This is a genomic window from Martinezella rhizogenes (assembly GCF_000799715.1).
In the GTDB taxonomy this organism is placed as follows: Bacteria; Pseudomonadota; Alphaproteobacteria; order Rhizobiales; family Rhizobiaceae; genus Rhizobium; species Rhizobium rhizogenes_C.
The window spans coordinates 651,738-666,979 of record NZ_JUHG01000011.1; the positions used below are offsets into that span (position 1 = coordinate 651,738).

Here is a 15,242-nt window from a genome sequence, read left to right on the forward strand (position 1 = left end):
AGATTACTCGGTTGCCGCTCTTTGTTGTAAGCGCGGCCTCAGCGCGGACTTGGTTAGATAGTATCGCGCCCATTCGTGGAAATGGAGATAGAGCGTCTTCCGGTTTGCTTCACATGCTGCTCCGACCGCCAAGCGAGAGACTTCCGGCACTTAGGCCGAAATGCTCCTGGACTCCAATGCGAGACCATATCGTCGTGTCACCAATTGAGACGCGGGCCAACGAGGATGCAGCGAGCACCTTCGGGGCGTTCGCAAGCGCCATTCCATGCAAAAACGCCAGATCGCGCACCTCGGACAGAAACATCCAGCTCTTTCGATATTCGGCGACGTCAATACCTGTCGGATTGGGCGGTAGTAGATCATTCCGCACGAGATTACGAATGGTCGTGCGTGATCTACCGAACGCAGCTGCGACATCGGCTTGCGATAGCGGAACGAAGTCAGATTGAGAGCGGGTCTCGCCAAGCGACAGTGCGTGCGCCAGCGAGTCCGCATTAGAGATACAGAGGCTCTGAACGAGGGGCATGCGCAAAGTCGGAACCCACGCAGCCTTGATCGCTCCCGTGATGATTGCTCGGAATATCCGGTTCCACTGCTTGCCATTCAAACCGCCCGAAGCGAATGCCAGGTCGAACAGCGGAAGCGCGTCGCGACTTATGCCGGTACGTTGGATGGGCTCCAACTGCTTGAACAGGGACAGGCCCTGACCAGGAGCGGGAGCCGTTCTCAGAGGACCGAGCACCGAATTGAGTTCTGGAAGCAACCCGTCGTCGAAGAGATCGACAAGATGGGGGATCGGCACGCCGATGTAGCTGGCAAGGCTTCTTGCCTGAGACGAGTTGCGCAGCAGCGCCACCGCTGCTTCCACGGCGTTGATTCCTCCAGCTCTATCGTTCAGCCGCCTCAGTACGACCCGGCCTTGTCGCATTGGACCGGTCTGTCGAATAGGCGCGGAAGGGAGGGACGAACTCGTGGACCGGTCAACCTTCTCGACAATCACCTGTGCAAGGCAAATGTCTTTTCGCTCCTTCAAAAGCGACCGAATATGGGACGACAGCGTTTGATCGAAACATAAGGCGCTGATGTCGCCCTCGTCGTCGTGGGGCCTAGCTGTTTTAGGGGCCATCAGTTGGTCGACGCTATTCGGCCATTCCAGGATCGCACGCCCGGCACGCTCAATCGACCTGACATTAAGGCAACGGCCCCATCCAGCTTTGGTTTTGTGAAAGCGGCTTGCTGTTTGAACGGCAAACTGAAAAAGCGCCCCTCGACCCAACTGGCTCAACTCAGGATGCAGTTTCAGCTTGGCACGACGATCTGCCGCCTCAGGATCAACAAGATCGGCGAAAAGTTGCACCGCCGCTTCATCCCGGATGTCGGCGAGCGGTTGCGGGAAGTCACGCAAATCGACTGCAGCTCTGCCCGGACGTACGCAGCGGTCGCAGAAGTTGACGCCGAGGTTTCTTGACCAACCCAATTCGCCTTGGCAGAGCGGGCAATAATCCAGCAATTCTTCCTTGGTGGCGACGTCGAAGCCAAGTGGTTGCAGCGACCACATCGCCTTCTGCGTTCCGTATTTGCGAAGTGACATCGGCGAAACACGCCGTCGACTTGTCACATGTCGACGGCGCAAATTGACACCAAAAAATTCAACCCAATCCCGACCGCATCCAGGTGTTTCCGTAAGAAGCCCCTTCACCGCATCTGCATCCTTCCGAATACCAAGGACGTCAATCAGGCGAACTATATCGTCGGCCGCCCCGCCATGGAGAGAGGCCAAACTCCTGAAAGACTTCGACTTCGCCAATTTGAGAACGACGCCACTGTTTGAGAACCCATTTCGGTTGACCGCTCGGAACGCAGCGTCCCGGAGGTGTTCGCCAGCCTCCAGGTCGACTGGCAAGGCCAAAACGTGGCCAACGTTCGCAGCCCGTTCAACAGCGTGGGCAATCTCAGCTTCGTGGCGGTCCAACAACTCAGACATGAGCCGCCTCTCCTGGCGCAGGCGGAGCCTGGCGCATCCGCTCTGGCTTATCGAATGGATTGCTGGTCGCAAGCTCGTTAAATACGGTGTAATCGTCCGCTGCCGCTTGTAAGTGGTCGTACTCGACCCGAACTGCACCGGCCTCGATTGCGTAAAGAGCGGCTCGTTCGATCAAATTTGCCGCGTGGCCGAGATAGCCTTTACAAGCAACGAAGAGGCGAGCGGACACGTCCTTGCTCACGAAGTTAGAACGTTCAGCCAGTAACCCCGAACGCTGTAGATGCAGGCCAATCAGGCCAACAAACTCGCCGAACGCCTCGCGATGCTTTGGCTTCTTATAGTTCAACGGTCCCAGGAAGAGCTGCCTGATGCACCTGGCGCGTATCTGTTTGTCTAAGAAGACCTTCGTCCTCGCTTCGCTTGTGCCCACGAAAACGACCGGGCAGCCACCAAGAAGGAAATCCTTCAGTGTGTTGTGCACCCTGGTAGCCTCTGATCTTGCATTTATAGACGCCGCACCGATTCTGAGATGGTTCATCTCGTCGAAAATCAGTAGCTCCGTCCGGAATTCATTTATGTAATTGAGAACCCGATGTTTCTTGTTCCCCAGATTGCCGGTTTCTGGGCAGGGATCGTTGTATGCCCGGAGTATGTCTTCAAGAAGCGACATGAGGGTGGACGTTCCGGACACCGAGATATGCACGACAACCTTCTGCAGCAGCGCGACGGCAACTCGCGGAGTGTCCCGCGCGAACAGCCCGGTTTCGTAGCAGTAGTCTACAACGTTCCGTTCCACATAGGCCGTCACGATGGTGGTTTTGCCACTCTGAGTGTCTGCGAAGAGCGTCGCGCACCTTGCCTCATTCCCAACGGCAGTCCTTTCCATTATGCGCCGCCTGGTGCTGCGAAGCGCATCGAAAGTCTTGTGCGCTTGCTTCATGAACGAGTGCTCGATTCTAAGGTTTTTGAACAAATGTTCGAGTTCATCGAGGGGAGACGTGGTGTGCACGTTGGTTTCCTTATTTGGTGGTTTTTGATGAGCTGGGTGCAGGCTTTCCGCCCGCACCCACTGGATTTAGAAGCCGTAGCGACGCGCCAGCTCATCGAGCGCGGCTTCGCTTTCGTCGAAATCTGGTTGAGCGGCCCAATCAATCTTTGCTGCCCCCTGCTCGTGAGGCTTCGCGTGGTCGTTCGCCACTTCCGCCACTGCCGCATCCTTGCGGGTCTTCGGCTTTTTGGGTTTACGGCCTTTTGGTGCAGTCAAGACATCCGCCCGCTCATTGAACGGCATCGACACTGGGACCGCCTCGGCGACCGGCATCCCGCTGATCGAAGGGCTGATCTTAAGGTCGATGATCTGGCTTCCTGCGGCTAGTTGCGGCTTCTCACGCCCTTGGAGCACACGGATAGTACGCTTCGCTTCAGCGTGATTATCGTTCGCAAGCTTTGCCTCAAGCTCCTTGGTGTATTCGCGGCGAGCCTTGGCCTTTTCTTCCCGCGTGTGGAAGTTCTTGTTGAGCTTGGCCTGATACTCACGCTCGCCCTTGGAGAACGCAAAGGAGACCGGCTTTTCGGCATAGAATGGATCGCTGTTCGGAAGCTCGACGATCTCGTTCGTGAACTCATCAATGACGGAAATCGAGGAGCAATCCATGTCGTCAAAGAAGAGGTGAACACGAAACGACGCGGTCTGACCTGGTTTCTTTTTCCGCCTTTCACGATGGAACCGTGCCATGTGATCGAGCAGCATCGACACGATCCCTTGGTCGTGGAAGGTGTGGCCATTGAGAAGGATGCCTTCCGCATCGAGCGTGCGGGTGTCGTAGCGCCCCAACACAAGTTTGAATGAGCGGGCGTCGTCAACGGAAAGACGACCAAACTCGGCAACGCCTTCCGTCCACTTTTGAGCAGGAGCCATGCCGATGCCGTCATGCTCATCGAGGTTATATTCGATGATCTTGTGATCCATGAGGTCTCGGATCGAGTCGATGGTCAAAGCAGCGCTCTTTTGAGGATCGATGCCCCTGATCTCCAACTCATCGGGAGGATAAGGAATTCCTCCTGGCAAGGCGTGCAGTGCGCCATTCATGGTGCGAACCAATCGCTCGATCCAAGGTTTGTACTCTGGCGTTCGGATCGGCGCGTAGTCGACCTCGAAGCCTACGATGTCACCGACCAGCTGGAGGCTCACGCCAATATGAGCCAACGCGTTGTCGAGAATGACAGTTTTGTACTTCCCCCAGCCGTCAGCAGCGCCCTTCGATAAACCAAAGCGCTCAATCAATGCTGCTTTCGGGCTGACAACGTCACGCAAGCAGGCCATTAGCGTTGCGAGACAAGGCGGATCGAATGTCATGATGAACCCAACGTTCAGCCGCGAAAACAAGTCCATCGCCCACACGATCCAGGGCCGCTTCAGGACAACCGCTATCGTGCCGTCGACTTGAACCTCTTCGCACGCCCACACGTCGCCGAGCGTCTGGTCCAGTACGATGATTTCCAGCGGGGCAATCGCGGTAATGCTTTCCCCTCGGCCGCGCAGCTCTCGGTTCGCCTGCCGCATGCCGAACTTCGACTTTATCGTCGCATGGCATCGCGCCTCATTGATCCAGTTGGTCAGTGTTTGATGGCAGGGCGGCTCGAACATCAAGTCCGCGTATTCAACCGGCTCCGACGAACCGCAGGATAAGGCTTCTCCTTCTTGCTCTCTACGAGCACGGATCAGTTCATCGCGCTTTGCGTAGAATCTATCATCGAAATAGCCATGGGCATGGGTGAAGAGTACAACTGGATCACCCCAGTAGTGGGCTACCGTCGCTTGGCCCAGTTCGTACACCCATGCGGGCCATTTCGACTGCTTCCTAGCGCTCCCCCTTTTGCGAAGGTAGAGAGCTATCGTTCGATTGTTTTCCCCTCCTTTTGCCAACGCCTTGCGGACAGCACTGGCAGACGGTGTCCATTCAAGCCCGGCCGCTTTCGCCTCGCCACCCCTGCCCTCGATAAATGGGTCGAGCGCTTGTGTGCTTTTCTTTGTCCCGGGTGCAGCATCAAAAGCTCGTACGTAGAAAAGAAGCGTTGCCGCACGCTCGAAGTCCGCCCTCCTGATTTTCCAGTCCTTCAACTGCCTGTTTGTCAGATGTTTTCTGGGAGGCTCGTGCAGGCTCCGGATGTCGAAGGCAGTGACGGTGCGTACTATCTCGCCCTGGCGCTTAGTGCGTACCGCGCCGCCTCTCGCTTGAAGGACGGCCAGGTCGAGCGCCTTGATATGGACTACCCGTCCATCCGACAGACCTCTCAGGGAAATCAGCTTGTCATCGTTCTCGCTTTCAACGTTGAAAGCGCCTCGGACCGTTCCGCTACAAAACTGGTATTGATCACCTACAGAGATATCAAGGGTCATTGCGCCGCCCCCTGTTGAACCAGGTGAACCGGCGAACCGCTTTTGGGTCCAGCAATTAGGTCGATGGATATGAACCGTCGGTAATGAAGGGCGACCACCTTCGCTCGCGCGGATGGACCATTTCCAAATGCTTGCTGCAGGGAGGCAAGCGACACCGTGTCCCTTCGAGCAAAGTGGGCAAGGCACGTCATGTAGTCACGCTCGTCGAGGGCAGAATATTTGTGCAGATCGGCACGCCTCGCGATTGCGACGAAGCGCTTATCTAGATGCACCGACTGCCTGATTGTGAAGAACGCAAATCCGCGGCGGTGATAGAGTTCCTGAGCCAGGCTAAGCTTATGCTGATATGCCGGATCGTCGTCACGAGGGTCTTTGTCAGCCTTGATCTCAAGAAGCAAGATTTGCAGTCGATGACGCGGGACATCACGATTGGCTGTAGCGCATGCAGCCTGCGAGAATGGCATGCCCCTCCGGAGGTCTTCGACGAACGAAGGATGCACGTGTAGCAGCAGATCGGGAAAGTATATCAGTGGCCGCCCCCTGTTGCCTCGGACGGAGATTTCAAGTCGGTGCGGCTGCGCAAGCAGGTAGTGAACGCGAGTTGAGAAGTCGGCCAAGGACATTGCCGTACGCTCAAGCTTCGATTCCCAGGGCATAGCTCTCGCGCCACCCTTTAGAGCATGGAAAGTTCCCGTCGGACGGGACTTGCGTCCATCAATGATCGTCCTGATTGGGCCTCCATTTTCAGCCCAAAACAGCTTAGCAACGACGTCCAACGTGTTGGGACGAACGTCCTGCGGGACGTATTCGTCCTCCTCGTCGAACGCTGACGGGTCGAATTCGGGGTCGGGAACGCGCTGGGTTCCGAACACTGCGAATGGGTCGAAAATGTTGTCAGACCGGTGTTTCATTTCAAGCTCCTAGTAAGATTTCTGTGAATTGGCGAAAGGAAATAGGCTCCAACAGAGGCTGAACGGCCCCTAGTGGATGACTGAATCCTCTAGTTGTGTTAATGGTTACAAAATACAGCGCCGCTCGCGACAACAAACAGGAGCATTGCGGCGCATCTTGTACCTATAGCGATTCTCTAGGACACGGAAGAGCCCCATGCAGCAATCATCAAATCAGCCCCAGGAAAGACCGACGCACGCCGCGATGGTGCCGATTGATCGCCAAGTGGCGACCTTGGAGAAGCGGCGCGAAGAGATACGAGCTGAGATGGCGCGGTTGGAAGCCGAGACGCGGCAGGTCGAGCTTGATCTGAGACATCTTCGCGACGCCAAGAGATCGCTCAGCCTACTCGGCGCGACCCCTGGCGACGGGCCAAACCATCTCGATGAACTCCCAGATGTTCCACAAGAGTTCGCAAAAAGGCGGATTCAGCGGCCCGACTCGCAAGCTTGGCAAGTTCGGCAACAGGCTTACCGGATATTAAAAGATCAAGGGCATTCTCTAAGCAGAATCGAAATCTATGACAGGCTTAAAGCGCTGGGCGTCGAAATCGACCACCCCACCCCGGCGAAAAGACTGGGACGGATCTTGACGGACGCAAAGGAAGAGTTCGTGTACCGCGATAATGGCTACTGGATCGCCGGTGAGCCGATAACTGTCGCGGCAGAACGTCCGAAGCGCTTTCGCACGCGACGGAAGCGCAAGGAAATCTAAGCAACAATCCCGTAGACTAACTTGTATCCAAATGATGTTTTGGATACGTAATTCCTTTGGGGGAAGATGTTGACATTTTCGGATACGCAAGGAAATAACTCAATTTGGGTACTAGAAAATACGGTGCCTAGCGCGAATTGCGTTTCCTTGTTTTTCGAGTTCAATCGCAAGGTAATCGGTGCGCTAAAGGCGAAAGAATTCCTTTTGCTGCTTAGATGTCAGGGAATGATCTTCTTGTCTGTCAGAAGCTGATGAGAGCCTTTGCATCCGCGCCGACAAACGTAAGCCCAGGAAATAACTTCGATCTCGCGGCTGCCCGGATGATGGAGAACCAAGAGCGTTCGGCCGATCTTCGTGAGCTTGCGTGTATCGCCCGCGTTTAAGGGCCGCCAACGTCACGGGGAGACCGGAAGATTCTGCCGAGACCCCGCGCCGAGGAGATTCACGCGACGCCCCTTTAGATACCACGTAGCTCGCTGTGGGCGTCGACCAGCACGGGGACTTCGGATCGGACAGCCGACGACGAATGTCTCCTATCAGTTAGCTAACCACGACAGAGGCCCGCAGGGCCCACCAGTCGTGGCGCGGGTTCGCCATCCAAGCGCTGATACAGCTCTACGTGTTTTTGAGTTCGGAGGCGGCAGTCGCCTCGAACTATCGTCTGGTAAGCTGGCCGTTGCGATCCCCGCCTTCAATGATCGAACGTTACCCGTCATCGCCTGGGCTCAGTTGATCATCGCGAGACCACATCCGCAGAGCGCCATAAGATCAATCGAGTAGTAGCAGACTATGCATTGGTGTCGGTTCTTGGCCTATCCCTGTGAGCGTAGCGATGAGCCGCAAACCTGTCTGGTTGGGCGGCGATGTGCGGCTTCTGAATGCTACCGTCGAAACGTACGGTATAGCCTCCGGATCAGCCTCGGTATTCAGTGCAGCAACACATCGCGAGCCGGTGTGGGTCTACACCGTGCCCTCACGGACAGATCAAAGCAGTCCAGAAGCGCGAATAAGAAAATCACTATCCTTTGGATGAAATCGCAAATTTCTTGAGTTGACGTTCAACAACTCTCACGGTGAGGTCCAGTAGTAGCTCGGCTATAACCGCCTGATCTGTCGCAGATTGTATCAGGATATCGATTCAGAAAATCCCAATCCTTTGGGTTTGAATTCCAATCCCTTGAATCGAAAATCGCGTTTGGTTGGGTTCTACATGCTATCGGTCCACGAACGGAAGCCCGCCAAGGCACCATCGTTCAATAATAATCATGGCAGCTATAAGATCTATTCGTTTGATTGATACGCAAACCAACTCCATATTAGCTCGTAAAGGTCGCGACCTTTCGGGCATCTAAAAAAACCGAAAGGAACCTGGAAATGACGACGATTATCTATAGAGACACCGGCGGAACGCGGGGCACATCTCCCTCGGGCGGTGGTTTTGTACCGTTCATGACGCGGATTGCCGACCGTTGGCAACAATGGCGTTCCGAGCGCGAGCTTGAGTCCCTTTCGGACGACATGCGCAAGGATCTTGGCTGGCCCGCCATCGACGAAACCAAGAATCCCAAGGCTACGCGATGATTCTGATACAATCTAAATCCTAAAGGCGGCACTCAACCGAAACGAGTGTCGCCTTTCGAACATTTAGGGCAGCCGAACCCACGTCGATTTTATCTTGATTATCATTCGCATATATATTTGGCTATTTTCGTATATTGCTTACCTACCCTGCCTGCTTTCTTTATCGCGGCAATTTTAATGAGCCAGCATAAATATCTCTTTGCGGCCGCTATTATCCATGCCAGTGTCGCTATTAGACCATCGAGCCGACGCATTTGACGCAAGGTATACGGAATGGTCCTGGAGCATGGATTTTCCCGATATGAGCAAGACTCCGATTAAGACGCGTTCCCTGGTTTTCTTTCTCGTACCCCATTTTACCATGCTGCCGTTTTCCGCTGCGGTTGAGACGCTGCGGATCGCCAACCGTATGCTGGGCTATCCCGCCTACTCCTGGCGCCTTGCCTCGACCGACGGCCAGAAGGTCTATTCCTCCAGCGGCATCGGCCTCGAGGTCAATTCGGCGCTTGCCGACGAGCGCCGCTATCTTGGCGGCGAGAACCGGCCGAGCATGGTGCTCGTCTGTTCCGGCATCTATGTCGAGGAGTTCAACAACAAGTCGGTCAATGCCTGGCTGCGCGAGAGCTACAATCGCGGCGTTGCCGTCGGCAGCCTCTGTACGGGCGCACATGTGCTGGCCCAGGCAGGTCTGCTCAACGGCAAGCGCTGCGCCATCCACTGGGAAAACCTCCCCGGCTTCTCCGAGACCTTCCCGCAGGCCGAAGTCTATGCCGATCTCTACGAGGTCGACAGCAATCTCTACACCTGCGCCGGCGGCACGGCTTCGCTCGACATGATGCTGAACCTGATCGGCCAGGACTTTGGCGAGAATCTTGTCAACCGTATCTGCGAGCAGCAGCTGACCGATCGCGTCCGCAGCCCGCACGACCGCCAGCGCCTGCCGCTGCGCGCGCGCCTCGGCGTCCAGAATGCCAAGGTGCTGTCGATCATCGAACTGATGGAAAGCAATCTCGCCGAGCCGCTGTCGCTCCTGGAGATCGCCGACGATGCCGGGCTCTCACGCCGCCAGATCGAGCGCCTGTTCCGCCAGGAAATGGGACGCTCGCCGGCTCGCTATTACCTCGAAATCCGCCTCGATCGCGCCCGCCACCTGCTGGTGCAGTCTTCCATGCCGGTGGTGGAAGTGGCGGTTGCCTGCGGCTTCGTCTCCGCCTCGCACTTCTCCAAGTGTTATCGCGAACTCTACAATCGCTCGCCGCAGCAGGAGCGCGCCGAGCGCAAGCTCACCATGTCGAGCAACCGCACCGGCGTTGTCATCTGAAGCTGCAATTCATATCCGATCAATAATCGAAGCGGCCTATTCGGCCGCTTCTTTCGTCATTCTGAAGTCGGAATAGACCTGGTTGCGGCCATTATGCTTGGCCATATAGAGAAACTGATCGGCGGCATTGAGATAGTTATCGAATGCCTCGTAGCCGGCGATTTCGGCCACGCCGATCGATACAGTCACCGACAATTCCTCATCATCCGCGCTGACCTTCAGGTTCGAGAGATTGACGCGCACGTCGTCGCAAATGGCGGTGGCGGCGCGTGAATCCATCTCCGTGAATAGAATGGCGAACTCCTCGCCGCCGAGCCGGGACAACAGGTTCTCACTGCCTTCAAACAAGGACTGCAACCGCCCGGCGACCGCCTTCAGCACCTGATCGCCGATCTCGTGACCGTAGGTGTCGTTTAATTTCTTGAAATGGTCGATATCGAGGATTGCCACTGAGCTCGGGCGCTGACGGCGCAGGCACTCATTCACAATCGTCGGACCCTGGTCGAAAAAATATCGCCTGTTGTAGAGCCCGGTCAGATAGTCGCTCGCCGCCAGAGCGCGCAGCTGTTTGATCTGCATCAAGGTTTCGGCATTGAGTGCAATGCGGCACTGCAGCTCTTCTTCCACGAACGGACGATAGATGAAATCGCTGGCGCCCGCCTTCAGGAACGTCGCCGAAAGCAGACGGTCGTTCGAAGAGGATACGCCGATGACGCGCATCCGATCCGAACCGAAGCGATGGCGAATGCGCCGCGTCAATTCCTGGCCGTTCATGTCGGGCATATGATAGTCGGTCAGCACCATCTCGATGTCGCTATAGTCCTCAAGCGCCGTCAGGGCTTCGACACCGGACCCGGCTTCGACGACCTTGAACTGCTGCGCTTCCAGAATTTCGACCAGCACGCGCCGTGCCGACGGTATGTCATCCACCACCAGCACTCGCGTGCTGCGATTGGAGATGGCTCGCTTGACGGAGGAAACGAGATTGTCGAGGGCGAATTCATTGTCCTTCAGGACATAGTCGACAATACGGCGCTCCATGATGCGGTTTCGCATCGCCACATCGAAGGAGGCAGTGAAGACGATGGAAGGGATATGGTGGGCAATGGCAACATCCAGAGCCTCGCCATGCGGAGAATCCGGCAGGTTAAGGTCGACGACGGCCATAGTGAAACCATGCCCATCAAGCGCGAGCACCTCGTTCAGTTGCTTCAGTGAGGCGCAGTGGGTGACGTCAAGTCCAAGTTCTGCTTGGAAGCGATGGCGAAGAACAGCGGAGAACATGCGCGAATCTTCCACCAGAAGTATCTTCTGGCCGCCACGGCGATGACCATGGCCATCACTGAGGAAATTCACGCCGAGCACCATTTCCTTCACGCCCTCCGAACCGCCCGGCATCGCCTGTTCGTCGCTGCTATTGCGGACGAAACGACAATGCCATCGTTCCCATCGTGAACAGGATTCATAAAGAAAGCGGAACCACGGATTGTACAAATCTTATGAAAAACATGAATTATCTTCACGTTTCTCTCAGCTGAACGTCCGTGACCTACCCCTTCCAGCATATCAAGCCCCTATTCTCACCTGTCGGACCGACTGGATCTGCAGCAGCGTGTCGAGATTCTGGTTCACGCGGCAATAGAACTCCTCATCGATAAATGGCCGCAGCATGAAGTCGTTGCCGCCGGCCTTGAGGAAGCGTGCCGACAGGAGCCGATTGGTGGAGGACGAGACGCCGATGATGCGCAGCTCATGCGAACCGATGCTGGCGCGGATGCGGCGCGTCAGTTCGAAGCCGTCGATATCGGGCATGTTGTAGTCGGTGACCATCAGACCGATGTCGCGGTTGGCCTTGAGGATTTCCAGCGCCTTGGCGCCGTTCTCCGCCACGCTCACGCGGAAATTGTAGCGTTTCAGGCGGCTGGACAGCAACGCGCGCGCCGTGGCGCTATCGTCGACGATCAGCACATGATGGCGATGATTGGTGAGGAAACGGCAGATCGATTCCACCAGCAGATCGACGGCGAAGACATTGTCCTTGAGAATATAATCGACAACATCCTTGGCGATCAAATCGTCTCGCGTGCCCGCAAGGAAGGTGCCGGTGAAGGCGATCGTCGGAATGCTGAGATCGATGAGATATTCGAGCGCCTCGCCCTTTTCCGCGCCCGGCAGATTGATGTTGGAGATCGCCAGCCGGATCGGCTCCGACGACTTGTCGTAGGCAAGCTGCAACTCTTCGAAGTTCCGGCAGATTTCAATGTCGATGTCGAGGAGCTCCTTCAGCTTCGCGCTGATCATCGACGTAAAGACATTCGAATCCTCGGCCAGGAGAATACGTGCTCCGGCAAGCGACCCACCGGAATATTGCATTCCGGAAATACCCAAAAATGACATGATAAAAACCTGCTAATAAAAACTCCGCCTCGTCCGAAGTTTCTACAGCAAAGCCTTTGAGTATTTGTTAAGTCGACTGGTTTCCCATAGATGAAGAAAGCAGCCATCATAGCACCGGGCGTGCATCTGGACGCCGAAGGATGCCCTAGTCTTTCAGAACCAGGGCATCTCCATCCTATACTTTCGAACTTTAGATTTCAGATGGGCGACGCCGCATCATTCCGCCGGCGTCCTGCTGCCCCGGCGACGGCCGACGCCTTTGGTTTCCAGCGGCTGTTCCTCTGCCGGGGAAACGACATCCTTAACGACCTCTTCGCTCTCGCCTTCCGGTGCATCCGCGGATTCGACGAGAATGCTGCTCGGCTTGCCACGCTTGCCGTCGCGAACGATATGCAGCTCCTGATGCGGATAGGGAATGGAAATCCCCTCTTCGCGAAAACGCTTCAAGATCTCGATCCGCAGACTGTTGCGAATCTCCATGCCGTCGGACAGATCGGAAAGATAGAAACGCATCTCGAAATCGAGCGAGGAAGGGCCAAAGCGCAGGAATTCGACATGCGGCTCCGGGTTTTTCAGCACCTTCGGGACGCTGCGCACCAGTTCCAGCAGGATATCCATCACCTTCTTTGGATCGGATTCGAAACTGACGGAAACCGGAATTTCCGAGCGTGCCAGACGGTTTCGATGCGTCCAGTTGCCGACGGACGCATTGATCAGCTCCGAATTCGGCACGATGATCGACTGCTTGCGGAACGTCTCGATCTCCGTGGCGCGCACGGAGATGCGCTTGACGATGCCTTCCGAGGCGCCGGAAACGATCCAGTCGCCGACCTTGAACGGCCGTTCGACCAGAAGGATCAGGCCGGAGACGAAGTTCGACACGATATTCTGTAGACCGAAACCGATACCGACCGAAAGCGCGCTGGCGACGAGCGCCAGGCTGGACAGGTCGATACCGGCCGCCGAAATAGCGATGATCGACGCCAGCGCGATGCCGAGATATCCGATGCCGGTCTTGACCGAGTTGCGGACACCGAGGTCCATCTGGCCGCGCGCCATGACATTGCTGTCCAGCCAGCGCTGGAACCAGCGTGTCACCAGATAGCCGCCGGCAAAGAGAAGGATTCCAACGAGAATGCCGACCAGCGAAATCGACATATTGCCGATCCGGATCTCGGTGAACAGCCGGTAGGCGATAAGCTCCAGATCCTGGATATGAAAGCCCCAGGACAGCAGGATCAGCGGAATGCCGGTCAAAAGCGCGACCGCATAGGTCGCAAGGCCCGCGACGAGCCCTGCCTGATCGAGCACGACGTCGCTGAGCTTGAAACGGCTCTCCAGGAAACGCCCGATAATTGTTTCCGCAAAGACGCCCTGCCGCGACACCGCCTTGCCCAGCTGGAAGCCGAGATACATGGTCGCCAGAACCGCGCTGGTCAGGATCAGCTGAGTCGCGATAAAGCGCGCGAGGCCGACATAGCCGATGACAGCGGTGAAAATCAGTAATGTACCCAGCACCCGAAGGATGATCGCCATGCCGTGCGGCCAGCGACGACCGGGAGCTTCGGGATCGCCGCTCTTGGCGAGAATAGGCTTGCCGAAGGAGGCGGCAATCAGGATCAGGCCGATCAGCAGCGCGGCGAAGAAGCTCTTCGCCACCGTGACGACGACAGGCGATCCCATGGATTCGCTGATGCGGTCGAACACGTAATCGAGGCCGTTGACGACGGCCATGGCCTGCATACACCAGCTCAGCGACCTCGCACCCTTGTTCGACAGCTTGACGAGCCGCCAATGCGGCCTGAAAGGCGCAAAAACGGCATTGGTCAGACGACCGACGAAATAGACCAGCCAGATGAAGCCGAAGAACGCCGCCAGCACCGGCGCGATATCCGGTCGCAGCACGTTGAAGTTCGAAAGGCTCAAAAAGGACGTGACGAGAAAGGCGACCAGCGTCAGCGTGCGGATCAATGTCGACCAGAAGGCGACGGAGAGACGACTGATATAGGGCGGGTTCTCGATGGTTTCGTCCCGCACATAATAACGGCGGAACAGCCGGTAGCCACCCAGCAGGAAAATCATGGCCGCGGTGAGCGACAGGAAGACGGCAGCCAGGAGCGGGCCAAGCTTGGCCTTCACAACGAAACCGATCCAGCTTGTTACCGCATCGCTGAACTTTACGCCTTCGTCGACGAAAGCCGTTCCCGCGTCTTCGAATGTCCCGGCGGAAATCCCCGTGCGCTTGAACAGCGTCTCGGCGAATAGCTTGCGGCGCATTTCGACGAGCTGCATCGAGAGCCGATTGGTTGCCGCGACGAGATTATCGCCATCAAGCGTCGCAGCGCTGATCAGCGAGCGTTCGGCGGTGAGCCGGTCACGCTCCTGGGTAACGATCGGAGCTTCGGGCGGCTGTCCTTCCTTGGGAGCCGCGCCGAGTTGCGTCAGACGCGTGTCGATCTCTGCGAAGCGCGGCTTCAACCGCGCGGAAATCGCCGCGATGGAGCGATTGAGATCATCCGTTCGGCCGGACAGCGCCACCAGCGCATCATCGTCCGCTCCTTCGCTCTTGGAACTCTCCTCGATCGAGGTGAAGTCCTTCTTGGCCTGATTAAGATCGGCAACGGCCGTGTCCAACAGACCATTGGCAAGCGGTGCCGGCTGTGGTGGCTGTTCCGATTGTTGGACCGGCTGTGCCTGTTGCTGATCCTGCGCGAAGGCATCCCTGCCCGGCAAAGGACTTGCCATCACGGCAAAGCTCAGCCCCAAAAGCAGCAAGGACAAAAAACGAAGGTGGTGTTTCAGCAGGCGCAAGCAAAGCTCCTCGTCGCGGATAAAGTCGCTGGCGGCCTGAGTAAACGGATTCGCCGCGCGGAAGAAATGAAAGAACGGAATCT

Annotated in this window: 10 protein-coding genes; 3 read left to right on the forward strand and 7 right to left on the reverse strand. The window is 56.6% G+C overall.

Annotation, left to right across the window (positions count from 1 at the left end):
• Positions 1-109: 109 nt before the first annotated feature.
• The 4 genes from EX00_RS07095 to EX00_RS07110 all read right to left on the reverse strand — a co-directional run bounded on the left by EX00_RS07095 (position 110) and on the right by EX00_RS07110 (position 6,295).
• Positions 110-1,984 carry a hypothetical protein gene (locus tag EX00_RS07095; protein WP_047455480.1) on the reverse strand — a complete coding sequence of 625 codons (1,875 nt, stop codon included), beginning with the start codon at positions 1,982-1,984 and terminating at the stop codon, positions 110-112.
• A complete protein-coding gene (locus EX00_RS07100; protein WP_047455482.1) occupies positions 1,977-2,993 on the reverse strand; it encodes a TniB family NTP-binding protein in 1,017 nt (338 codons plus the stop codon). The genes EX00_RS07095 and EX00_RS07100 overlap by 8 nt, the downstream gene beginning before the upstream one ends.
• Positions 2,994-3,059: 66 nt before the next feature.
• The gene (locus tag EX00_RS07105; protein WP_047455484.1) at positions 3,060-5,384 is read right to left on the reverse strand and encodes a hypothetical protein; all 2,325 of its coding nucleotides are present in this window, start codon (positions 5,382-5,384) and stop codon (positions 3,060-3,062) included.
• On the reverse strand, positions 5,381-6,295 hold the full coding sequence (locus EX00_RS07110; protein ID WP_047455486.1) for a hypothetical protein: 915 nt from the start codon (positions 6,293-6,295) through the stop codon (positions 5,381-5,383). The genes EX00_RS07105 and EX00_RS07110 overlap by 4 nt, the downstream gene beginning before the upstream one ends.
• Positions 6,296-6,491: 196 nt before the next feature.
• On the opposite strand from EX00_RS07110, the gene EX00_RS07115 reads away from it, so the two are divergent.
• The 3 genes from EX00_RS07115 to EX00_RS07125 all read left to right on the forward strand — a co-directional run bounded on the left by EX00_RS07115 (position 6,492) and on the right by EX00_RS07125 (position 9,951).
• Positions 6,492-7,049 carry a hypothetical protein gene (locus EX00_RS07115; protein ID WP_150192118.1) on the forward strand — a complete coding sequence of 186 codons (558 nt, stop codon included), beginning with the start codon at positions 6,492-6,494 and terminating at the stop codon, positions 7,047-7,049.
• Between the two features lie 1,374 nt (positions 7,050-8,423).
• Complete coding sequence (locus tag EX00_RS07120; RefSeq protein WP_047455489.1) at positions 8,424-8,630, forward strand: DUF1127 domain-containing protein; 207 nt, start codon at positions 8,424-8,426, stop codon at positions 8,628-8,630.
• 301 nt (positions 8,631-8,931) lie between these two features.
• Positions 8,932-9,951, forward strand: coding sequence for a GlxA family transcriptional regulator (locus EX00_RS07125; RefSeq protein WP_404944007.1), 1,020 nt, complete (start codon positions 8,932-8,934; stop codon positions 9,949-9,951).
• Between the two features lie 36 nt (positions 9,952-9,987).
• Here EX00_RS07125 and EX00_RS07130 read toward each other — a convergent pair whose 3' ends face one another.
• The 3 genes from EX00_RS07130 to EX00_RS07140 all read right to left on the reverse strand — a co-directional run bounded on the left by EX00_RS07130 (position 9,988) and on the right by EX00_RS07140 (position 15,159).
• On the reverse strand, positions 9,988-11,319 hold the full coding sequence (locus EX00_RS07130) for a diguanylate cyclase (protein WP_047457563.1): 1,332 nt from the start codon (positions 11,317-11,319) through the stop codon (positions 9,988-9,990).
• 198 nt (positions 11,320-11,517) lie between these two features.
• On the reverse strand, positions 11,518-12,348 hold the full coding sequence (locus EX00_RS07135) for a response regulator (RefSeq protein ID WP_047455494.1): 831 nt from the start codon (positions 12,346-12,348) through the stop codon (positions 11,518-11,520).
• A 216-nt stretch (positions 12,349-12,564) separates the two neighbouring features.
• Positions 12,565-15,159 (reverse strand): mechanosensitive ion channel family protein, encoded by a 2,595-nt coding sequence (locus tag EX00_RS07140; RefSeq protein ID WP_047455496.1) that lies wholly within the window; start codon positions 15,157-15,159, stop codon positions 12,565-12,567.
• Between the last annotated feature and the right edge of the window lie 83 nt (positions 15,160-15,242).

Bases quoted from the DNA above. Each gene is read 5' to 3' on its own strand.
- EX00_RS07120 (WP_047455489.1), top strand. From the start codon at position 8,424: ATGACGACGATTATCTATAGAGACACCGGCGGAACGCGGGGCACATCT.
- EX00_RS07115 (WP_150192118.1), top strand. From the start codon at position 6,492: ATGCAGCAATCATCAAATCAGCCCCAGGAAAGACCGACGCACGCCGCG.
- EX00_RS07095 (WP_047455480.1), bottom strand. From the start codon at position 1,984: ATGTCTGAGTTGTTGGACCGCCACGAAGCTGAGATTGCCCACGCTGTT.
- EX00_RS07130 (WP_047457563.1), bottom strand. From the start codon at position 11,319: ATGGTGCTCGGCGTGAATTTCCTCAGTGATGGCCATGGTCATCGCCGT.
- EX00_RS07125 (WP_404944007.1), top strand. From the start codon at position 8,932: ATGAGCAAGACTCCGATTAAGACGCGTTCCCTGGTTTTCTTTCTCGTA.
- EX00_RS07105 (WP_047455484.1), bottom strand. From the start codon at position 5,384: ATGACCCTTGATATCTCTGTAGGTGATCAATACCAGTTTTGTAGCGGA.
- EX00_RS07135 (WP_047455494.1), bottom strand. From the start codon at position 12,348: ATGTCATTTTTGGGTATTTCCGGAATGCAATATTCCGGTGGGTCGCTT.
- EX00_RS07110 (WP_047455486.1), bottom strand. From the start codon at position 6,295: ATGAAACACCGGTCTGACAACATTTTCGACCCATTCGCAGTGTTCGGA.